Genomic DNA, 21,865 nt, shown 5'->3' on the forward strand with positions numbered 1-21,865 from the left:
ATGTTGTTGACACCAATTAAGAACCACAACCCGGTTAGTACTTAGATGCAATGAAGAAATATAGGCTTAAAGAAGTGAAAAACCATTGCTAAAACGTACTCGCAAAGGTTATTTTGAAGAACGGGAATTACAAGACATGAAGAAGAAATGTTCTCTCCAGACTTCTAGCACTTCTTCTGGTCCTCCTAATAAACCAAAATTAGTTGCAGGCGTAACTATAGGAAGTAGCGCTTTTTCTTTTCTAAGGGGGCAGCTGAAATGGTTCGTTGAACACAACTGGGATGTCGTCCTTGTGTCTTCTCCCGACAGGAAAGCCCGTGCTGCAGCCGAGCGTGAGGGCGTACCTTTGGTTGGAATTCCGATGGACCGTGGTATTAGCCCGATAAGAGACATGGTTTCTTTAATTCGATGGGTGAAGTATTTAGCGAGGGAACGCCCAGGAGCTCTCAGCGTCGGAACTCCGAAAGCATCGTTTCTGGGGATTCTGGCAGCTTATATAGTTGGCGTTCCTCGTCGGCTTTATATCGTTCGAGGCCTAAGGCTGGAGGGAGCAAAGAAGCCATTAAGTTACATTCTGTGGTTAATGGAGTGGGTGACTATGTTGCTTGCAACGGATGTTTTCTATGTCAGTAAGTCCCTCGCGTCTGAGTGTAAAAGGCGTAAGCTATATTTTCCTGCTAAATCCTGGCTCATCGGAGAAGGAAGTAGTAATGGAGTGGATGCAATCGGGATTCAGGAAGTAGTGGAGAAAGTTGATCGGGACAATTTCCGATCGGAAATCGGATTTTCTTCGCAAGATTTCGTCGTTGGGTTTGTTGGGAGGATTAATACCGATAAAGGGGTAAATATGATTCTTCAGGCTCTAGAAGACCCCAAGTTAGCAGCGAATATTCGTGTTTTAATGCTCGGTGACATTGAGGATGATTCGTTAGCTGAAAAGATTAGATCTTTCGACGATAGAATCGTGAATGTTGGTTGGAAAGACGACGCTTGGAGTTATTTCCCTGCGATGGATGTGCTTTGTCTTCCGACGAGAAGAGAGGGTTTTCCCAATGTAGTTTTGGAAGCAGGCGCAGCTGGCATTCCAACCCTCACTACTGAGGTCACGGGTGCGATAGACTCGGTTATTCCTGGACAGACAGGGGCGCTCGTAAAGTTTGGTGATGTAACAGAGATAGTTGATGCTCTTAATACCTTTGCTAGTAATCCCGCGGCCGCGAAGGAAATGGGCCAGGCAGCTCGCGAACGAGTATTAGCTGATTTCAATCCTGAATCAATCTGGAACGGGTTAAATGAAATCTTAACCGGACAAGATTGCCCCCGATTTGCAAAACGCTGTCTTAAAGAAAGCCGAATGTGAAGATGAATAACCACCCCGATCAGAGCACAAGTGTTGAGTTCATTGGACCTGACCCCCGTTTGGTGGACACCTAACATCCCAACATTCTGGGACTGAAAGGTAATCTCCACACCATGCCGATCAAGACCTATTCAGAGGAGTTCAAGCGCGACGGAAGTCGCCTTGTATGAGAACTCCCCGGGCACCTCGATCCAGACCATCGCCACTGATCTCGGGGTCAACCGCGCCACATTGGCGAACTGGGTGAAAAAATACGGCACCGCAGCTCCCACTGAAAAACCCTCGCCAACCTGGGTGAACGAAGCCGAGCGGATCAGACAGCTGGAACGGGAAGTCCGCAAGCTCCGGGAGGAACGCGATATTCTGCGAAAGGCGGCCAAATATTTCGCGGAAGAGACGAACTGGTGATCCGCTTGAAGGTTCGTTGATGACGCCCAGAAAAACCATTCGGTTAAGCGGTTATGTGAGGTCCTGGGCCTCAATAGGTCCTTCTACTATAAATGGAAAAACAGCTGTTCAGCCCGTAGAAAACGCCTCATATCCGACGCTCTCCTCGGTGCCCGGGTCACAACCGTATTCACGAAAGAACGCGGCTGTTACGGTGCCAAGCGCATTACCGCTTCAACTCAAAGACCAGGCAGGTCATGAACCGGTGAATCATAAGCGGGTCGCCCGAATCATGCGGTCGCTGAAACTATTCGGCTATACAAAGAAACGCAAGGTCACCACCACAATCTCCGATCAGAAGAAACCAGTGTTCCCTGACCTGGTGGGCCGGAAATTCACCGCCGACAAGCCGAATCAGGTGTACGTCGGGGACATCACTTACCTGCCGATCGCGGATGGGTCGAATATGTACCTGGCCACCGTCATCGACTGCTATTCCCGCAGGTTGGTGGGCTTTGCGATCGCCGATCACATGCGGACCAGCCTGGTCCAGGACGCACTGTTGATGTGCCAAATGGGGTTTTGGGGTACCGGGATTCCGGGGATCGTGGTACCCCATTCTGATCCAGTGGTACCGCAGGTAGAAATAAAGGTGGCGGCTACAGCACATCCGCTGATAGCCGTGACACGCCCCCTTACTTCCATGGAGGAACCATGGCTTCTACCCGGGACATCATCACCGCAGTCCTATTCGGTGATTCCTATACCACCATCAGCACCAGGCTGAAATGCTCGCGCAGAGACATCTCCGCAGCGCATAAGCTCATCGACGCCCATCAGATCACGCTGCACTCACTGAGCCAGATCACCGATGAGGAACTCGAGGAGTGGAAAAATCCCCTCCGTGGGCTGCCGCAAGAATCGAAGTACCTGGCACCAGACTTTGCCACCACCTTGCACCGGCTGAAAACCAATCCGCATCACACCCTCCTGCTGGACTGGCGCTACTACCTCGTCGAAGCAGGCAGTGCAGCTAAACAGCCCTATTCCTACTCGCATTACTGCCAGCGTTTCCATGCCTATGTCGACGCCCATGACCTCTACCGCACGCTGCATCACCAGCCAGGACGCACGATGCAGGTTGATTGGGCAGGCGATACCATCAAGATCACCGACCGGATCACCGGCCAGGCACGCAAGGTGCATTTCTTCACCGCGGTTTTGCCGTACTCATCGATGATGTATGTCCACCCCAGTTTCACCATGGATATCAAGGCCTGGCTGAATTGCCATATCGCTGCACTGCGCTACTTCGGCGGGGCCCCGTTTGTCCTGGTCCCTGACAATGACACCGCAGCGATCTACCGGCCGAAGAAAAACGACCCCGCCCGTGCCGTGAGTGCTGAGTATGAAGCATTGGCCAAGTTCTACAACACTGCCGTGATGCCGACTGATGTCCGAGCCCCGAAACAAAAGGCCGGGGTGGAACGATCCGTTCAAATCGCCTACAGCCGCATCCTGGGGGTGCTGGAAATGGAAGGCCCCTTCCACAGCATCGACCAGATTGAGGACATCGTTGCTGATCAGGTCCATGAGATCAACTACGACATCGTCCGGGTAGATGGGACACGCAGGAACGAGCAATTCCAGGCTGAAGAACGCCACCTGCTGATCCCACTGCCGGATCAGGACTACACCTCCTATGAGTGGAAGGAGCTAAAAGTCCAGCGCAACTACCATATTTCCTGCGATAAGCAGTACTACTCGGTGCCCTGGAAACTTGTGGGATCCACCGTCAAAGCCCGGTTATCCAACACCGACATCACGGTCTTTGCCGGAGATCAGGTTGTGGCTACGCACCGTCGACTCCATGGGCGCTTCGGGCAATATTCCACCCACGCCGATCATGTCCCACCAGCACACCTGGATACTGCAGAGTTGTGGAGTGACCAGTGGTTTATCAACCAGGCACGCCTGGTTGGTCCCGCGACCACCACGGTGATCGAGATGATGATCAATCGGCACGCCCATCATGCCCATGGCTGGTTGGACTGCCAAAACATCCTGAAAACGCTGGGCGGGAAAAGCCGCAGCGGGTTGGAACAGGCCTGCCAAGAGCTTCTTGATGCTGATCTGTACCCGACGTATTCGGTGATCAAAAAGCTGCAGTCATCGATTATCACCAACCGCGATACCCACAAACGCAGCGTTGCTGGATCTGCGCCGACGCCGGCTCCTGATCTGGTGAAACCACAACCAGTCCAGGATCTGGATACGGGTGTGTTTCTGCGCTCATCCAGCGCCTATGAGGTCGATGATATTCCGTCTTTGTCTTTTGATGATGAGCAGGAGGGCAACCAGTGACACTGTTTAATGATGATGATCACGCGTTGTTTCGCAGTCTGCGGGCCAGTAGCTTGGCTAGGGCCTTTGAAGAGATCGTCACCGCCAACATCGATGACGATAATCCTGATGTGCTAACCCCGGAGGAGGCGTTTCGGTTGGCTGGCCAGCAGGTGGCCAGGGATCGAGAGGCTAAACGTATTTCCGAGGCGATTAGGAAAGCGAGGTTTCCTATTATGGATGCCTCGATCGCGGAAATTCGCTATGAACAGGGTCGAAATCTTAATCCGATGACGATGAAGCGTCTGGGTAATCATGATTGGGGTGCAGATCCGACCAACTTGTTGATCTTGTCGCCGACGGGGTCCGGGAAGACGTATCTGACCTGTGCGGTGGGGATTTCTGCGTGCCATAACGGCTATTCGGTGGCGTATTGGCGCATGGATGATCTGGCTAGGCGTTTGGCGGTCACTCGGATCGACACGTTGGAACACGAGGACATGCTGGCAGGCTTGTTTGGTGTTGATGTGTTGATTCTGGATGATTTTCTCACCGTGGGTGTTGATGAACGCACTGCAAGTGACCTGTTTGCGATTCTAGCGAATCGGGAGAATATTCACGCAACGATCATCGGGTCGCAGTCGACTCCGGGGCATTGGTTGGATGTGTTACCGGATAAGAACTCCGGGGATTCCATTGTCAACCGTTTATCGAGATCGTCTCGCAAGATCACCTTAGGCACGGTGGATATGCGTGAGATCACCAGTCGGGAGCGGATCGCTGCCCACGATGGTCAGTAGCTAAAAGCACGGCCCTGTCCCTGATGCTGGCGGGTTTCCTGTTTTTGAGGGAGCCTGCCGGTACCACGGGATCAGAACGCAGTACCAGTGCTCCGGAATTGCAGTACCATTTCACCCCATTTGGCATGATGGCCAAGGGCCAGCGCGGAAGCCTGAAAGGCTCAATCTTTCACTCGGATCACGGAAGTGTTTATACGTCGAACGCATTCCAGGACACCTGCACCGAGCTGGGGATCAAGCAGTCGATGGGATCAATCGGGACCAGTGCGGATAACGCCTTGGCGGAGTCCTTCAACGCCGCGATGAAGCGGGAAGTCCTTCAGGATTCCCAGACATTCATGAACCAGTTGCTCTGCCGCCGAGACGTCTTCCGCTGGTGCACCCGCTACAACACGGTGCGCCGGCATTCCTGGTGTAAATATCTCGCCCCTGCGGTGTTTGAGGAGAGCGGTCTTGCTATCCTGAAATCTGCTTCCTGACTAAATCCTCCGTGTCTACTATCCGGGGGTCGGGCCCCACTGACAGCTTATGATCACTGAACCTATTAGGACTTAATCATCTAGGGGGTCGAACCCATCATAGAATTTGAGTTTCCAGTTCATTCGGGATCGGCTTGGATTCAGTCCGAGGTTGATTCACTGCAGCGGATCTTTGAAATACTAATATCATACTTCCAGAAAGCGCAATCAGTATCCAGAGAAATCCATCTCGCATTCCGTTATGACTGAGGCCATATAAGAATACCGCCCCAAAAGGAATCAGACTTGCAACATGCTTTCGAATTATGGTGTAAATTGAACCAGCAAAAAGAACGAAACCAATTAATCCATATGAGAAAAATACATTCCCTAAAAGGGAGTGGAGCTCCAAAGTGGTATCAAATCGAGGTAAGCCGCCTTCACCCGCCCCCAAAACCCAGTATTGAACATTCTCGAAAATTCGCTCATATCCACGCTCGGCAAACGCACCACTCGAATCACTACTTTTAACTTCAGAACGCTCCCCCCAAGATGCAAACAGAATCTCGAGAGGTGCTCGCAACAAGAGAGCAAAAATTGCCAACAAAAAAGTTACCAAAATAAGCTTCTTAATACTAAATCGGAGTTTTATGCTTAGGCCGTGTGTTTCGAAGACTACGGCGCAGACTACTAGGAATAACGCAGCAACAATCGCACCACGAGACAGTGAGGCTGCAGTTAAAAAGAGGCATGCGAACAAACTAAGCATATGGAGGAGTAGAGGAATTTTCCGAAAAGCAAACAATACAATCAATAAGGCTGCTACTAGAAGTGCAAAATAACCTAGCTGATTAGGATTATTAAAAAACAACCTTGTTCGTTGCCCTTGGCTGCCAATCATCAAAACTGCAAAAATCGATTGTATTACTATTGATACGATTAGAGACTTCTGCAGAACCCGAATTAAATCGCTCGTAAAATGAAGAACTAAATATGAAACAGCAACCAAAGTGAAGAAATTGAAAAGTAAGAAAAGGGCACTTCTAATGAATGTAGCTTTCTCGGAATAAATCAACGCCCACACAAGATTTACTAGTGTTGCGTAGTATACGAAAGCTGCAATTAAGATCAAGAACTTCTGTGCAAAAATAGAGTTTCTTTCGACGCGCCTGGAATCCCTTGAACCCCAGAATGCACTTGCAAAAACCCATGTGATCAATAGAACCAAGATGAGATCCGCAAGTTGAGGCAGACCGCTGCCCCAAAAATAAAACGGGTTAAGAACTACATAGAGAGCTATAAGAGCCTTTCCCGTCATGGGCATACTATTGCCAAACTTAGCTTGCAATACCGCTCCTTAGTAGTCGATGTCAAAACCTGCAGCCAACTTAGTAAGCTAATGCAGGACACGCAATGACAAACCCTGCCTAAGTATACCGCTGCGATTGTCTGGGGGCGTCACGGGCACGTGTTGATCTCATTTCAATTTCGAGACCATGACTAAAAAGACAAGAGCTGAATGGGCAAATACCAGCGTGGCCCAAAGGGGCATTAGAGAGCGCGAGTTCAGTCAGGACAACGTAGTGTGCGAAACAGCATTTAGAAATAGTCCGGCCTTAAGGCAGTCACATAGGTGTTCACTGGTTCACGGCTGGAGCCAAAATCATGGCATAGTCCTGCCCATCAAGAGCACGGTCCAGCCCCTCTCTAAACCTGGATTCACCGATGTGATTCAGGTGTAACGGCGTGGGAAAATAGGAAATGCCCTCCTGGGCAGGAAGAATAGAGCTTGTCTAGAGTTCAATTCCACCGCCCAGAAAGGCACCTCACAGGTGCAATTATTACATAACCCCACAGCGATGTCCGCATCCTTTGATGACCCCAACCTCATCTCCACCGCTGGGCTGGTCCCAACCATGGCCCTAGTACTACAGTCGTACTTATCGTGTCGGTGTGCGGCGTTTCGACCCCGGGCATGGCCCGGGGTCTTGGTATATGTTGTCCATGAACGACAACGTAGGCGTGGCCGAGGTACACACCTGGGCCGATGGGGGACCTGACCCCCGGATGGTAGACACCCTGATGCCAGCATGATGCTGGGAAAGGTAATCTGCCACCATGCCAAGCAAGACCTACACAGAGGAGTTCAAGCGCGACGCTGTCGCCTTGTATGAGAACTCCCCAGGGGCTTCGATTCAGACCATTGCCGCTGACCTCGGGATCAACCGGGCTACCCTTCATAACTGGTTAAAGAAGTACGGGACAGGTGCGCGCACCAAAACCGGCACCGCGGAGTCGCCCTCGTCGATGTCGGTGACCGAGGCTGAGCGGATCCGCCAACTAGAACGGGAAGTCAGCCGACTGCGCGAAGAGCGTGACATCCTGCGGAAAGCAGCCAAATATTTCGCGGAAGAGACGAACTGGTGATCCGCTTCCAGTTCGTTGACGACGCCCAGAAGAACCATTCGGTTAAGCGGATATGTGAAGTCCTGAAACTCAACAGGTCCTCCTATTACAAATGGAAAAACAGCAGCTCAGCCCGGAGAAAACGACTCATATCCGACGCCATCCTCGGTGCACGGGTCACGACTGTCTTCACCGCCGAAAATGGTTGCTACGGGGCCAAACGGATCACGGCCGAACTCAAAGATCAGATAGATCATGACCCCGTGAATCACAAGCGGGTCGCCCGGATCATGCGCTCGTTGGGGCCCGACCCCCGGAAAGTGGACGCTGATAATGGGAGTACGGGATCGGAGCCATCCGAAATGACCCCAAAGTGGACTGGCCACACTGTGTGCCTTGCTCGTGATCTGTCTTTCGGAGTAGTTCCGGTCCCGTACCGCGATCCGGAGTTTCGGTCATGACCTTATAGGAGCGTGACCGTTTCCGTGACCACCCTGGCAGGTGTCATGGTAGTAGTCCCATCAGCGTCTTGTCTGTCTGAAGCTCCGGATATGTGGATCCCCCGTGTCCCACCGCTTCAGAAAGCCCGTGAACATCATGCCCACACCAACCATTGACCTTGCTGGCCCCGTAGCCGGCATCGATACGCACACCGATACCCACACCGTGGCCATCGTGACCGAGACTGGTAAACATCTGGCGACCGATACCTTTCCCACCACCAGCAACGGATACCAGCAGGTCACCGAGTTCCTCTCAGCTTACAGCGTCGTAGCTGCGGGGATAGAAGGTACTAACTCCTACGGAGCTGGTCTGACCCGGCATCTTATTGGCCATGGACATGTAGTTTTCGAGGTTTTGCGTCCTACCCGTGCCCTTCGACGCCGGGATGGCAAATCAGACCCTGTTGATGCACTCGCCGCCGCCCGGCAGGTGCTCACCGGTCAAGCACTCAGCATCCCGAAAGACACCACCGGGCCAGTGGAGTCACTGCGCATGCTCCAGATTACCCGCCATCAACTGGTCGCCACGGCGGCAAAACTATTGACTCTCATCAAGTCTCTGCTGGTCACGGCCCCCGTGACTGTTCGGCAGCGTTATGCGACGATGACGACCACCACCCTGGTTATGACATTGTCGCGGTGCCGCCCACCCGCAGATGTCACTGATCCCGTCAATGGCACCTTAACCAGTTTGAAGAGCTTGGCTACCACCTACAACATGCTGCGGGCGCAATGCGATGAACTCGATAACAAGATCACCGATCTGGTCGAGGTCATCAATCCCGCGATGACACAAATTTTCGGCTGCAGGGCTGTTACTGCCGCAGAATTGCTGGTGAGCCTCGGTGAGAATCCACAACGGATCCGATCACAGGCTGCGTTGGCTCATCTGTGGGGCGTTGCACCTATCCCGGCGAGCTCAGGGCGGACGAACCGACACCGGTTAAATAGAGGGGGTGATCGCCAAGCCAACGCAGCACTGCACCGCATAGTCCTGGTCAGGATGCGTCACGATGAACGCACCAGGGACTATGTTCAACGTCGAATCAAAGAAGGGTTGTCGAAGAAAGAAATCATGCGGTGCTTAAAACGCGCCATCGTCCGAGAGATCTATCAAGTGCTGTGTCTGGGGCGACCTGTGAGACAATCCAGTGGGTTGCGTAGCGATGAATTCAGAGCTCTGCGCTCGAAAAAAGGGCTTTCACAAACCCAAGTCGCCAAGAAACTTGGATGCGCTCCAGCAAGAATTAGCGATATTGAAACCGGCAAGCGTCGACTATCGGAGTTGAAGTTAACCTACGAAGAATTCCTTAAAACTGCTTGACACACCATAGGAGCATCACGGAGGATTTAATCAGGAAGCAGATTTCAGGATAGCAGGACCACGCTCCTCAAACACCGCAGGGGCGAGATATCTGCACCAGGAATGCCGGCGCACCGTGTTATAGCGGGTACACCAGCGGAAGACGTCCCGGCGACAGAGCAACTGGTTCATGAATGTCTTGGAATCCTGGAGGACTTCCCGCTTCAGTGCTGCGTTGAAGGACTCCGCGAGGGCGTTGTCAGCACTGGTCCCGATTGATCCCATCGACTGCTTAATCCCGAGGTCTTTACAGGCGTCCTGGAATGCGTTCGACGTATAAACACTGCCGTGGTCCGAGTGAAAAATCGCACCCTTGAGGTTTCCGCGCTGGCCCTTGGCCATCAGCAGCGCATCCTGGACCAAGCTCGTGCGCATGTGATCTGCGATAGAAAAACCCACCAACCTGCGGGAATAACAATCAATAACCGTGGCCAGGTACATATTCGACCCATCCGCGATCGGTAGGTAGGTAATGTCCCCGACGTAGAGCTGGTTCGGCTTGTCGGCGGTGAATTTCCGACCGACAAGGTCAGGAAACACTGGTTTCTTCTGATCGGACACGGTGGTGGTGACCTTGCGTTTCTTGGTGTATCCACACAGTTTCAAGGACCTGACCCCCGGATGGTAGACACCCTGATGCCAGCATGATGCTTGGAAAGGTAATCTGCCACCATGCCAAGCAAGACCTACACAGAGGAGTTCAAGCGCGACGCTGTCGCCTTGTATGAGAACTCCCCAGGGGCTTCGATTCAGACCATTGCCGCTGACCTCGGGATCAACCGGGCTACCCTTCATAACTGGTTAAAGAAGTACGGGACAGGTGCGCGCACCAAAACCGGCACCGCGGAGTCGCCCTCGTCGATGTCGGTGACCGAGGCTGAGCGGATCCGCCAACTAGAACGGGAAGTCAGCCGACTGCGCGAAGAGCGTGACATCCTGCGGAAAGCAGCCAAATATTTCGCGGAAGAGACGAACTGGTGATCCGCTTCCAGTTCGTTGACGACGCCCAGAAGAACCATTCGGTTAAGCGGATATGTGAAGTCCTGAAACTCAACAGGTCCTCCTATTACAAATGGAAAAACAGCAGCTCAGCCCGGAGAAAACGACTCATATCCGACGCCATCCTCGGTGCACGGGTCACGACTGTCTTCACCGCCGAAAATGGTTGCTACGGGGCCAAACGGATCACGGCCGAACTCAAAGATCAGATAGATCATGACCCCGTGAATCACAAGCGGGTCGCCCGGATCATGCGCTCGTTGAAACTGTGTGGATACACCAAGAAACGCAAGGTCACCACCACCGTGTCCGATCAGAAGAAACCAGTGTTTCCTGACCTTGTCGGTCGGAAATTCACCGCCGACAAGCCGAACCAGCTCTACGTCGGGGACATTACCTACCTACCGATCGCGGATGGGTCGAATATGTACCTGGCCACGGTTATTGATTGTTATTCCCGCAGGTTGGTGGGTTTTTCTATCGCAGATCACATGCGCACGAGCTTGGTCCAGGATGCGCTGCTGATGGCCAAGGGCCAGCGCGGAAACCTCAAGGGTGCGATTTTTCACTCGGACCACGGCAGTGTTTATACGTCGAACGCATTCCAGGACGCCTGTAAAGACCTCGGGATTAAGCAGTCGATGGGATCAATCGGGACCAGTGCTGACAACGCCCTCGCGGAGTCCTTCAACGCAGCACTGAAGCGGGAAGTCCTCCAGGATTCCAAGACATTCATGAACCAGTTGCTCTGTCGCCGGGACGTCTTCCGCTGGTGTACCCGCTATAACACGGTGCGCCGGCATTCCTGGTGCAGATATCTCGCCCCTGCGGTGTTTGAGGAGCGTGGTCCTGCTATCCTGAAATCTGCTTCCTGATTAAATCCTCCGTGATGCTCCTATGGTGTGTCAAGCAGTTTTAAGGAATTCTTCGTAGGTTAACTTCAACTCCGATAGTCGACGCTTGCCGGTTTCAATATCGCTAATTCTTGCTGGAGCGCATCCAAGTTTCTTGGCGACTTGGGTTTGTGAAAGCCCTTTTTTCGAGCGCAGAGCTCTGAATTCATCGCTACGCAACCCACTGGATTGTCTCACAGGTCGCCCCAGACACAGCACTTGATAGATCTCTCGGACGATGGCGCGTTTTAAGCACCGCATGATTTCTTTCTTCGACAACCCTTCTTTGATTCGACGTTGAACATAGTCCCTGGTGCGTTCATCGTGACGCATCCTGACCAGGACTATGCGGTGCAGTGCTGCGTTGGCTTGGCGATCACCCCCTCTATTTAACCGGTGTCGGTTCGTCCGCCCTGAGCTCGCCGGGATAGGTGCAACGCCCCACAGATGAGCCAACGCAGCCTGTGATCGGATCCGTTGTGGATTCTCACCGAGGCTCACCAGCAATTCTGCGGCAGTAACAGCCCTGCAGCCGAAAATTTGTGTCATCGCGGGATTGATGACCTCGACCAGATCGGTGATCTTGTTATCGAGTTCATCGCATTGCGCCCGCAGCATGTTGTAGGTGGTAGCCAAGCTCTTCAAACTGGTTAAGGTGCCATTGACGGGATCAGTGACATCTGCGGGTGGGCGGCACCGCGACAATGTCATAACCAGGGTGGTGGTCGTCATCGTCGCATAACGCTGCCGAACAGTCACGGGGGCCGTGACCAGCAGAGACTTGATGAGAGTCAATAGTTTTGCCGCCGTGGCGACCAGTTGATGGCGGGTAATCTGGAGCATGCGCAGTGACTCCACTGGCCCGGTGGTGTCTTTCGGGATGCTGAGTGCTTGACCGGTGAGCACCTGCCGGGCGGCGGCGAGTGCATCAACAGGGTCTGATTTGCCATCCCGGCGTCGAAGGGCACGGGTAGGACGCAAAACCTCGAAAACTACATGTCCATGGCCAATAAGATGCCGGGTCAGACCAGCTCCGTAGGAGTTAGTACCTTCTATCCCCGCAGCTACGACGCTGTAAGCTGAGAGGAACTCGGTGACCTGCTGGTATCCGTTGCTGGTGGTGGGAAAGGTATCGGTCGCCAGATGTTTACCAGTCTCGGTCACGATGGCCACGGTGTGGGTATCGGTGTGCGTATCGATGCCGGCTACGGGGCCAGCAAGGTCAATGGTTGGTGTGGGCATGATGTTCACGGGCTTTCTGAAGCGGTGGGACACGGGGGATCCACATATCCGGAGCTTCAGACAGACAAGACGCTGATGGGACTACTACCATGACACCTGCCAGGGTGGTCACGGAAACGGTCACGCTCCTATAAGGTCATGACCAAAACTCCGGATCGCGGTACGGGACCGGAACTACTCCGAAAGACAGATCACGAGCAAGGCACACAGTGTGGCCAGTCCACTTTGGGGTCATTTCGGATGGCTCCGATCCCGTACTCCCATTATCAGCGTCCACTTTCCGGGGGTCGGGCCCCTCCTCTGCGTAGGTCTTGCTTGGCATGGTGTGGAGATTACCTTTCAGTCCCAGATTGTTGGGATGTTAGGTGCCTACCAAACGGGGGTCAGGCCCCCAGAAAGATCATTACTGAATTTTTTCAGTGACTCGGGATACGATGACAGCCATAAAAAGTGCTCGAGTTACAGAGCCCGAAAATGCGCAGATTGCTCCAATAGTTAAGTCGGGAACGCCTACAAAAAAAGCGATTAAGCCGTTTAATACTGCCACTAAACAGCTTCCCGCCATAGACCAAGTCACTATGCTATATCGGTTAAGGACATTCAAAGTGACACTCTGAACATACGCCATAATATTCAACAATGCTGCAAGGCTTATTAGAACAATCGGTAGGACGGGGATTGCGAAAGCAGGGCCATATATAACTTGAAACAATTTGGAGCCCCAGAATGCCACCAGAATGACTGGTATAATTCCGATGAAAGCGATTGATCGCGTAACCGCGAATGCACGTCTCGCGACCGCCTTCACCCCGTTCTTTTCCCGTTCACGCCGAAATGGAGTATTTAATATTGTTTGTAAAGATGACCCAAAAATATTCGCGATAGTGAGTAGGTAAGCGCTCGCCGCGAATACACCTACCGTCTGAGGGTTGCTAATCATACCCAGAAAAAGCACAGGAATTTGAAACAGGAAAGTGGATAGAAACTGTGAAGCAGTCACAGGGATGCTGGCTTGGATAATTCCTCTGTATCCACCCTTTTCGTGCACACTTGCGTATTCAAATCGGCGCCCCAGTAAAGCGTGTGCCATGGCAAAGATTGCTGAGGTCATCGCTGCAGCCACTATCGCCCAAGTTACAGAATGAAATACATACACACTGATTGAGGCGAGAAGGATGGTAATCAACGATGATAAAATAGACAGCAGACCCAGGGTCTGGATCTGATGGAAATACTGCAAGCGGGCAGCATAAATATCGCTTATGGAATCAGCTATTTTTAGTAAAGTAATAGCCAATCCTAAATAAAAAGGTACATTGGCTGTGAAGAATACATAGGTGAGAAGTATGGTCATCCCTATGAACGTGCCCATGCCACGGAGAAATAGGTAAGTAGACCAGGGCCATCGAGTCTCATGAGAAACAAAAATAGTTCTTAGCCCCAGCTGGGCTGTGACGAAAAGGGGGGTCGCCACAGCCAAAACCATACTATATAAACCAACCGCTTCAGCCCCCCCGTCCGACTGGGCAAATAACCATACTAGAAACCACTTCGAGAAAGCGGAAGATATTGTCCCGCTGATTACTAGAATGTATGAAAACTTAGTGGTGCGTTTCACGATGACTTTTAAACCTATTCCAGGGCAGTTGCACCAGTATAAGCCTCTTCGGCTCGGCGTTTATATCCAGTAGGAGACATACCACTTCGGGTCTCATCATCGAGAAGGGCTCTAATCCCAGCGCCCCAGCCGTCAGCTACGTTAACCAATAGCTTAGAATTTAACCTAATATCTTCCGCAAAATCAATGCATTTCGCGTGATGGCCATCTAACAAAAAAGGAACATCGGCAAGATATGAAACTATCGCTCCATGCAAGCGTTGAGACCATACCATTGAACTTTCAGTTAAAATTTCAATCATGCCTCTAATTCCGACTGCTGAATAAGGTACAAACTTTACCGAGTACCCTAGCTCGGTCAGCTTTTCACTTAACAACTGACCTATAGGCTCATCGTTTGCAGTAGGAGTGGATGCTAGGGCTAGAATATTCACGTCAGGCTTAGCATCGTAAAATTCCGACACCTGCTGGAGCCCTTTTCGTACCTCGTGATATAGGACCGAAAACTCAGTTCGAGAAGCTGCCGAAGGGCAAATGGATATAGCTCCAGACTTAGAATCACTCTTCTTAATTGATCTGTTTAGGGCTACGAGATCGCCTCCTAATAGAGTGCGGTCTGTAGTGAAACCTAGCGTTAGAGCTCTTTCGGCAGAAGAGGGATCACGGACTACAAGGCGATCGACTTGATCTGCTAAATCCTTTACCCGACTTTCAGCTTCCGGATTTTGAAAAGGACCAATGGACACCCCTAGTGCCTCAACCCGTTTAAAAGGCAATGCATGTTGACGCCATCGAGCTATTCCTTTTACATCTTGCATAATGGAACCGCCGCAAAGGGAAATCGTATCGGCCCACATTAAACCTGCCAGAGCTGTGCCAGCCCTTAGCAACTTTCCCAGCGCGTTCGGTTGTGCATACACATTAGATTTTAAGGGAGCAAAAGTGCGCATTTTAGCTCCAGGCCAGATTTCTGCGGATCGTTGCATCAGAGTATTAACGAAAAGATCGTCACCAAAATTCTGATATCCGTAAGATCCGACTGCTTGAACCCGTCGAGAATCCCTTGATTTAGAATCCTTCATAAAATCTCCTCTTATTTCTATTTTCTTTTGGAGCGAGTAAGTGTTCCATTGTTGGATGTTTGATTTCCAAAATTTCGTAACTTGTCCACCGAAACCAGCAGCATTCGCCGACCAAATCTCACAGCTGCTGAACTGATAGCAAGAGAGAGAAGAGGAATTGATATAAGAGAGTCCTCGTATAGCCCCTGAAATACGCGGTATTGACCTTGGAACATTTTGAGGTATTGGCCACTGGCTCCTTCCGCACTGCGGATGGGCTTGTGGTAAAAGGTTAGAAAACTTTGAAGATTTGCAGCTAAATGGGTAGCAAGGATGACTCTGCACCACAAGTCATTATCTTCAGAATATCGTAAATTCTCATTAAAACGGTTATTAATAGTCCTGCTTACAACCACAGATGAGGTCACGAAACGATTCCGAAATAACTGTTTTGCAGGTGTAATTAGACTAATTCGAGATTCTTTTTCATTTTCCGGATGGGAATCTTCTCTATAACTCCTAGCCGTTCCAAGCAGTACTATTTCCGGGTTTTTTTGTAAAGTATTAGCTTGCAATTCCAGTTTGGAAGGATGCCAGGAGTCATCCGCATCTAAAAAGGCTACAAAATCCGCTGTTGCGTTTTTCCATCCTGCATTTCGAGCCGTAGAGGGACCCTGATTCTCAGGCAGAACGATTAGGGAGGGCTGGAGATGGGAATACTCTATGAGTATTTCTCTCAATTTTGCGTTTTCGACTTCGGTACTTGCGTCATCTACTATTATTACTTCTGCTGGTAATAACGTTTGGTTACTTATGGAATCTAAAGCTCTGCGAATTGTAGCTGAATCATTGAAGAACGGAATTAATACCGAAAAACTCACATTTTTTGAGTTCATGTTTGTTACTGCCTTTCGAAAGATGCTGTCTGCAAGGAATGAAAATTTTTTAAGAGACACATGAGTTTGAATACCCTTATATCTCTTTGTTCTCTTCTCATACGTAGTAGGGAATATGTATAGGTAAGAGTTCCTTAAACCCAAGGCCGTCAATCATTTTCTTCGCATGTTTCTATATAAAGAAACATAGATAGGGTAACTCAGAAATTGAGGCCCACTAGGAGTTTAGAGTCTTAAATTCATTCTTTAATTCACTACCGGCCGTGTTTTGAGCTGTCTCCTAAGGCGTTTATCTTGGGTTGTAAAGACATCAATCGGCGTGATCTAATCTCCGAGACTTTCTCTTCTCGCATGCATACCATCCCGGTTATGTGAATGCATGTGGCAATAATTTCAAAGGAATTATGAGTTTATCTCCCTTATAGGGAAAGTCACCTTTAGCCACCTAAAATTCCAGGGCTTAATTTCAGTTTAAAAGGATTTTTAGTCTTTTTTAACTGGGTTTATGTAGCCGAGTCCTTTAAGGTAGCTTATCCGGTTTAACAGCTATTTACTTCTTCCTGAACCACTCGATGGTTTTAGCGATACCCTCGGAGAGGCCCACGGGGTTAATCTCAGGGAAGAGAGAGATTAATTGGTCGTTTGCAGCTTGTGAATCTCTCACATCACCGGTTCGAGACTCTTTATGGTCCCGATCTAGGGGAGAACCCAGTATTTCCTCCATTACCTCGATGACATCCAGAAGTGAGTGCCTCGTTCCAAAAGCGAGGTTTACGGAATCTTCTGATCGGATGTGTTCTCTCGCAGCCCGAGAAATGGTCTGAGTTACTGTGTCCACGAATGTAAAGTCTCTAGTTTGCAAACCATCACCTTGGATCGGTAGTGGAAGACCCTTTAGAGCCGCATCTACAAACGCAGGAATTACTGCCGCGTAGGCGTGCCCAGCAGCCTGTCCTGGACCGTACACATTGAAAAACCTAAAGGGAAGCACCGGGAGATCATAGACAGCACTATATGCCAAAGCATAGGTCTCAGTCGCCAGTTTGCTAACTGCATATGGGCTGATTGGCATCGCACGGAGCTTTTCTGATTTGGGCAGAACCTTATTAGCGCCATAAACCGAAGAAGACGATGCCAGCGTGACGTGGGCATTTTCTACGCGGGCAGCCTCAAGAACATATAGGGTTCCTGTTGCATTCGCATGGTGTGAAGCGACGGGATCTTGAATCGATCGTGGTACGGATGGGCGCGCTGCGAGGTGAACTACTGCGTGAGCACCTCGGGTCGCTTCCGCTAGTAGTTCCCGATCTAAAATAGAACCTTCGAACAATGTGATGTCTAGACCATCAAGGTTTTTTCGAAAACCCGTCGAAAAATCATCAATAACAGCAACATCGGATACACCGTCTTTTTGGAGCTGTTTTACAAGGTTTGAGCCAATGAAACCAGCGCCACCTGTGACGAGAATTTTCAATTTAATTTCCTTTCACCATACTGGGGGACCCGCAGATTAAAGACGTAGGTCGGACTCGGCCTTATCGAGCACGTATTTGAGGTCATAAACAATAGATTCAGGTTTTCCGAGATCACGAATTGCTTGTGCTCCCATTTCGATGAATTCCCTGTGGGCAACCGCAACGATTACGGAATCATAGGTTGAAGGTTCCAATTCACTTTTAAGAGTTATCCCGTACTCGTGCTCTACTTCGAATGGGGCAGCCCAGGGATCATAAGCATCAACTGAAATGCCGTAGTCTTCCAGTTCCGCGATGATGTCCACCACGCGTGTATTACGAATATCCGGAGTATTCTCTTTGAATGTAAGTCCGAGAATCAAAACTCGCGCGTTCTCAATACGCGTGGACTTACGGAGCATTGCTTTGACTAACTGGCTGGCAATGTACTGACCCATCGAATCATTTAGTCGCCTTCCGGCAAGAATGATCTCGGGATTATGCCCAACTGCCTGCGCCTTATGTGTCAAGTAGTAAGGGTCAACACCAATACAATGGCCACCCACGAGGCCGGGGCGGAATGGCAGGAAATTCCACTTAGTTCCCGCTGCCTCCAGAACAGCCTGAGTATCAATATCCATCTTGTTGAAAAGCAGTGCCAATTCGTTGATCAATGCGATGTTGACGTCACGCTGAGTATTTTCAATTACCTTCGCAGCTTCTGCTACCTTGATGCTTGAGGCCTTGTGCGTTCCAGCAGTGATGATGGTTCGATACAACTCATCTACAAACTCTGCGACCTCTGGTGTGGATCCAGAGGTTATCTTCACAATATTTGGCAAACGGTGTATTTTGTCGCCTGGGTTGATTCGTTCTGGACTGTAGCCTGCGTAGAAAGATTCATTGAACTTCAGTCCGCTAACCTTTTCAATTACCGGCACACACTCTTCCTCGGTTACGCCCGGATAAACCGTAGATTCGTAGATGACAATATCGCCAGGATTCATAGTTGATGCAATTGTGCGGGTCGCAGCAAGAATGATCCTGAGATCGGGTTTCTTGTGCTCATCAATGGGCGTAGGGGTCGTTACGAGGTAAACGTTTGCAGCACGAAGATCCTCTGGGTTTGCCGTGAATTGCAGCTGCGTAGCTGAAATAAGCTCTTCTTTAGAGGACTCAAGAGTTTTGTCAACACCCTCTTTTAATTCCGCGATTCGGGTTTCATTGATGTCATATCCAATAACGGGAAACTGCTTCCCAAACTCCACTGCGAGAGGTAACCCCACGTACCCTAGGCCAATCACAGCAATTTTTACATCGGATATTTTAGGTGTGCTCATAACGTCCTTATGAATTTCGCAGTTATTAGTTATTTAAATAGAGAATCAAACTCCGACCTAGCCTCTGCCGATGCTAAAAGTCAGCTGACCCCTTGGGGCGCTTCATTTGAAACTGCGACCAAGCTCATGAATGCGCGAAAGCATTTCCATTATAAGGGTAAGCTGTAAGAATAGTGGGAGAAAATGTTCAGTCGTGTTCTAACTCACTTGAGAAATTCCATTTTTCTGGGCTTCTCTCAAATAGATTAAGTGGCCCGTATGCTGGATTTCTAGAATATTTAGAAGCGCGCCAACTCATGATTATGTATTGTATAAGCCTCAAAGACCGAATAGATTACTAACATTTAAGTGGACCAGAGCGTTAGAAGCTTTGTAGAGTGCTCATTCCTTGCTGACGGCAAGGGTTTCCTACCATGAGATAGATCGGCAGATAGTTGGTTTGTAAAAATTTTTAAGGACGGTCCGCAATGTCAATTCTTGAACAGATCATCTTCTTCATCAACACCATCTTGGGTTATGGTCTGCACGCTGGTTCTTCCGCTTCCAGCAACCTTTCTCACACGATCGGCCTGTTCTAGGCCTAATTGGTAATAAGGCTGTGTAACAGTCGCCCGCGTGATTGTGTCTTTTTAGGCGCCCGCGCGGGCGATTTTCGGTTTTCATCTTTTTTAAATTGAGTTTGGAAGATCAAGTGCCCCCGGATGCACGACAATGCTATGCCGAACACGTATTGTTGAAATCGTGACTGAACATTATGACGTAGTAGTACTCGGAGCTGGCCCCGGTGGCTATGTCTCCGCCATCCGCGCCGCGCAGCTCGGTAAGAAAGTTGCGGTTATCGAGAAGCAGTACTGGGGAGGTGTCTGCCTGAATGTGGGTTGTATCCCATCTAAGGCGTTGATCAAGAACGCTGAGATCGCCCACATCTTCAACCATGAGAAGAAGACCTTCGGCATCAACGGCGAGGTCACCTTCAACTACGAGGATGCCCACAAGCGTTCCCGTGGTGTCTCCGACAAGATCGTCGGCGGTGTTCACTACTTGATGAAGAAGAACAAGATCACCGAGATCGACGGTTTCGGCACCTTCAAGGATGCCAAGACCATCGAGGTGACCGATGGTAAGGATGCCGGCAAGACCGTCACCTTCGATGACTGCATCATCGCCACCGGTTCCGTGGTCAACTCCCTCCGTGGTGTTGAGTTCTCCGAGAACGTGGTCTCCTACGAGGAGCAGATCCTCAACCCGGTGGCGCCTAAGAAGATGGTCATCGTCGGTGGCGGCGCCATCGGTATGGAATTCGCCTACGTTCTGGGCAACTACGGTGTGGACGTAACCCTCATCGAGTTCATGGACCGCGTTCTGCCGAACGAGGATCCAGAGGTGTCCAAGGTTATCGCCAAGGCCTACAAGAAGATGGGCATCAAGCTCCTCCCGGGCCACGCAACCACCGCGGTGCGCGACAATGGCGATTCCGTTGAGGTCGATTACCAGAAGAAGGGCTCGGACAAGACCGAGACCATCACCGTCGACCGTGTTCTTATCTCCGTCGGCTTCCGCCCACGCGTCGAGGGCTTCGGCCTGGAGAACACCGGCGTCAAGCTCACCGAACGCGGTGCCATCGACATTGATGAGCATATGCGCACCAACGTCGACGGCATCTACGCCATCGGTGACGTCACCGCCAAGCTGCAGCTGGCACACGTCGCCGAGGCACAGGGCATTGTCGCCGCCGAGACACTCGCCGGCGCAGAAACCCAGACCCTGGGCGACTACATGATGATGCCGCGTGCCACCTTCTGCAACCCACAGGTTGCCTCCTTCGGTTACACCGAGGAGCAGGCCAAGGAGAAGTGGCCGGATCGAGAGATCAAGGTGTCCTCCTTCCCGTTCTCCGCGAACGGCAAGGCCGTCGGCCTGGCTGAGACCGATGGTTTCGCCAAGATCGTCGCCGACGCTGAGTTCGGTGAACTGCTGGGTGGCCACATTGTCGGTGCCAACGCCTCCGAGCTGCTCAACGAGCTGGTGCTGGCCCAGAACTGGGATCTCACCACCGAGGAGATCAGCCGCAGCGTCCACATCCACCCGACCCTGTCGGAGGCTGTCAAGGAAGCTGCCCACGGCGTCAACGGCCACATGATCAACTTCTAAATCCCGTCAGACAAATGCAAATCCCCTCACCGATGGCATATCGGTGAGGGGATTTTCTCATGCACGTAAAATCATAATCCATGGCAAGGAAAGTCGACAACAGCGCCGCTACCCCCGCATTGATTAAGCTCACTGCGGACCAGATCCCGTATGAGTTGGACATCCATGGGTTCGACACGAAATCAGATAAGGGCTTCGGTCTCGATGCCGCCGAGACCATGGGCGTTGATCCAGCCCGGGTGTTCAAAACCCTCATGGCGGAGATCGATGGGGAACATGTGGTGGCCATTGTTCCGGTCAGCACCACGCTCAACCTCAAGGCTCTGGCGAAGGCCGGCGGGGGCAAGCGGGCCGAGATGATGGACCGTTCCCGCGCCCAGGTGGTCACTGGTTATGTGCCCGGTGGAATCTCGCCGATCGGGCAGAAACATCCCCACCGGGTGTTCCTCGATGAATCCGCCATCCTGCAGGAGACTATCTATATCAGTGCGGGCCGGCGCGGGTGGTCGCTGATCATGGCTCCGGATGATGTGCTGCGCGCCGCCGGTGGGCAGTACGCGGACATCGCTGATCACTGAAATGACAAAAGAT

At 51.1% G+C, this 21,865-nt stretch carries 14 protein-coding genes and 4 pseudogenes; 10 read left to right on the top strand and 8 right to left on the bottom strand.

What is annotated here, in order from left to right:
- Nucleotides 1–85: 85 nt before the first annotated feature.
- From CE_RS14705 to CE_RS02060, 5 genes and pseudogenes are all read left to right on the top strand, one after another.
- Nucleotides 86–1,360: a glycosyltransferase family 4 protein gene (locus CE_RS14705; RefSeq protein WP_011074945.1), complete on the top strand. Its 1,275-nt coding sequence runs from the start codon at nucleotides 86–88 to the stop codon at nucleotides 1,358–1,360.
- A gap of 113 nt (nucleotides 1,361–1,473) precedes the next feature.
- Nucleotides 1,474–2,321: pseudogene (locus CE_RS15495) on the top strand (IS3 family transposase); the annotation flags it as partial.
- A gap of 140 nt (nucleotides 2,322–2,461) precedes the next feature.
- Nucleotides 2,462–4,111: an IS21 family transposase gene (gene istA, locus CE_RS02050; protein WP_011074949.1), complete on the top strand. Its 1,650-nt coding sequence runs from the start codon at nucleotides 2,462–2,464 to the stop codon at nucleotides 4,109–4,111.
- On the top strand, nucleotides 4,108–4,890 hold the full coding sequence (locus CE_RS02055) for an ATP-binding protein (RefSeq protein ID WP_011074950.1): 783 nt from the start codon (nucleotides 4,108–4,110) through the stop codon (nucleotides 4,888–4,890). Before istA ends, CE_RS02055 begins: the two co-directional genes overlap by 4 nt.
- Nucleotides 4,891–5,018: 128 nt before the next feature.
- Nucleotides 5,019–5,369 (top strand): annotated as a pseudogene (locus tag CE_RS02060) (transposase); the annotation flags it as partial.
- 97 nt (nucleotides 5,370–5,466) lie between these two features.
- Here CE_RS02060 and CE_RS14720 read toward each other — a convergent pair.
- The gene (locus CE_RS14720; protein ID WP_006770151.1) at nucleotides 5,467–6,696 is read right to left on the bottom strand and encodes a hypothetical protein; all 1,230 of its coding nucleotides are present in this window, start codon (nucleotides 6,694–6,696) and stop codon (nucleotides 5,467–5,469) included.
- Nucleotides 6,697–7,466: 770 nt separating this feature from the next.
- On the opposite strand from CE_RS14720, the pseudogene CE_RS15180 reads away from it, so the two are divergent.
- Together CE_RS15180 and CE_RS02075 are read left to right on the top strand one after the other, a co-directional pair.
- Nucleotides 7,467–8,056, top strand: a pseudogene (locus CE_RS15180) (transposase); the annotation flags it as partial.
- A 295-nt stretch (nucleotides 8,057–8,351) separates the two neighbouring features.
- Nucleotides 8,352–9,581: an IS110 family transposase gene (locus CE_RS02075; RefSeq protein WP_006770550.1), complete on the top strand. Its 1,230-nt coding sequence runs from the start codon at nucleotides 8,352–8,354 to the stop codon at nucleotides 9,579–9,581.
- A 30-nt stretch (nucleotides 9,582–9,611) separates the two neighbouring features.
- Here the strand turns inward: CE_RS02075 and CE_RS02080 are convergent.
- Nucleotides 9,612–10,235 (bottom strand): annotated as a pseudogene (locus tag CE_RS02080) (IS3 family transposase); the annotation flags it as partial.
- A gap of 57 nt (nucleotides 10,236–10,292) precedes the next feature.
- On the opposite strand from CE_RS02080, the gene CE_RS02090 reads away from it, so the two are divergent.
- Nucleotides 10,293–11,494, top strand: a protein-coding gene (locus CE_RS02090) for an IS3 family transposase (RefSeq protein WP_173362560.1) whose coding sequence is annotated in 2 segments (ribosomal slippage) — nucleotides 10,293–10,587 and nucleotides 10,587–11,494 — 1,203 coding nt in all. Because the reading frame shifts where the segments join, the coding sequence is not laid out codon by codon here.
- 30 nt (nucleotides 11,495–11,524) lie between these two features.
- Here CE_RS02090 and CE_RS02095 read toward each other — a convergent pair.
- The 6 genes from CE_RS02095 to tviB all read right to left on the bottom strand — a co-directional run bounded on the left by CE_RS02095 (nucleotide 11,525) and on the right by tviB (nucleotide 19,123).
- The gene (locus CE_RS02095; protein ID WP_006770550.1) at nucleotides 11,525–12,754 is read right to left on the bottom strand and encodes an IS110 family transposase; all 1,230 of its coding nucleotides are present in this window, start codon (nucleotides 12,752–12,754) and stop codon (nucleotides 11,525–11,527) included.
- 403 nt (nucleotides 12,755–13,157) lie between these two features.
- On the bottom strand, nucleotides 13,158–14,372 hold the full coding sequence (locus CE_RS02100; protein WP_006770380.1) for an oligosaccharide flippase family protein: 1,215 nt from the start codon (nucleotides 14,370–14,372) through the stop codon (nucleotides 13,158–13,160).
- A gap of 14 nt (nucleotides 14,373–14,386) precedes the next feature.
- Nucleotides 14,387–15,454: a polysaccharide pyruvyl transferase family protein gene (locus tag CE_RS14730; protein ID WP_081447268.1), complete on the bottom strand. Its 1,068-nt coding sequence runs from the start codon at nucleotides 15,452–15,454 to the stop codon at nucleotides 14,387–14,389.
- Nucleotides 15,455–15,471: 17 nt separating this feature from the next.
- On the bottom strand, nucleotides 15,472–16,329 hold the full coding sequence (locus CE_RS14735; RefSeq protein WP_155808217.1) for a glycosyltransferase family 2 protein: 858 nt from the start codon (nucleotides 16,327–16,329) through the stop codon (nucleotides 15,472–15,474).
- A 550-nt stretch (nucleotides 16,330–16,879) separates the two neighbouring features.
- Nucleotides 16,880–17,803 (bottom strand): NAD-dependent epimerase/dehydratase family protein, encoded by a 924-nt coding sequence (locus tag CE_RS02105; RefSeq protein WP_011074956.1) that lies wholly within the window; start codon nucleotides 17,801–17,803, stop codon nucleotides 16,880–16,882.
- A 36-nt stretch (nucleotides 17,804–17,839) separates the two neighbouring features.
- Nucleotides 17,840–19,123, bottom strand: coding sequence for a Vi polysaccharide biosynthesis UDP-N-acetylglucosamine C-6 dehydrogenase TviB (gene tviB, locus CE_RS02110; protein WP_006770377.1), 1,284 nt, complete (start codon nucleotides 19,121–19,123; stop codon nucleotides 17,840–17,842).
- 741 nt (nucleotides 19,124–19,864) lie between these two features.
- Here tviB and lpdA point away from each other — a divergent pair.
- Both lpdA and ybaK read left to right on the top strand, forming a co-directional pair.
- The gene (lpdA, locus tag CE_RS02115; RefSeq protein WP_035110047.1) at nucleotides 19,865–21,274 is read left to right on the top strand and encodes a dihydrolipoyl dehydrogenase; all 1,410 of its coding nucleotides are present in this window, start codon (nucleotides 19,865–19,867) and stop codon (nucleotides 21,272–21,274) included.
- A gap of 80 nt (nucleotides 21,275–21,354) precedes the next feature.
- Nucleotides 21,355–21,852: a Cys-tRNA(Pro) deacylase gene (gene ybaK, locus CE_RS02120; RefSeq protein WP_006770374.1), complete on the top strand. Its 498-nt coding sequence runs from the start codon at nucleotides 21,355–21,357 to the stop codon at nucleotides 21,850–21,852.
- Nucleotides 21,853–21,865 lie beyond the last annotated feature (13 nt).

It is taken from the genome of Corynebacterium efficiens YS-314, assembly GCF_000011305.1.
In the GTDB taxonomy this organism is placed as follows: Bacteria; Actinomycetota; Actinomycetes; order Mycobacteriales; family Mycobacteriaceae; genus Corynebacterium; species Corynebacterium efficiens.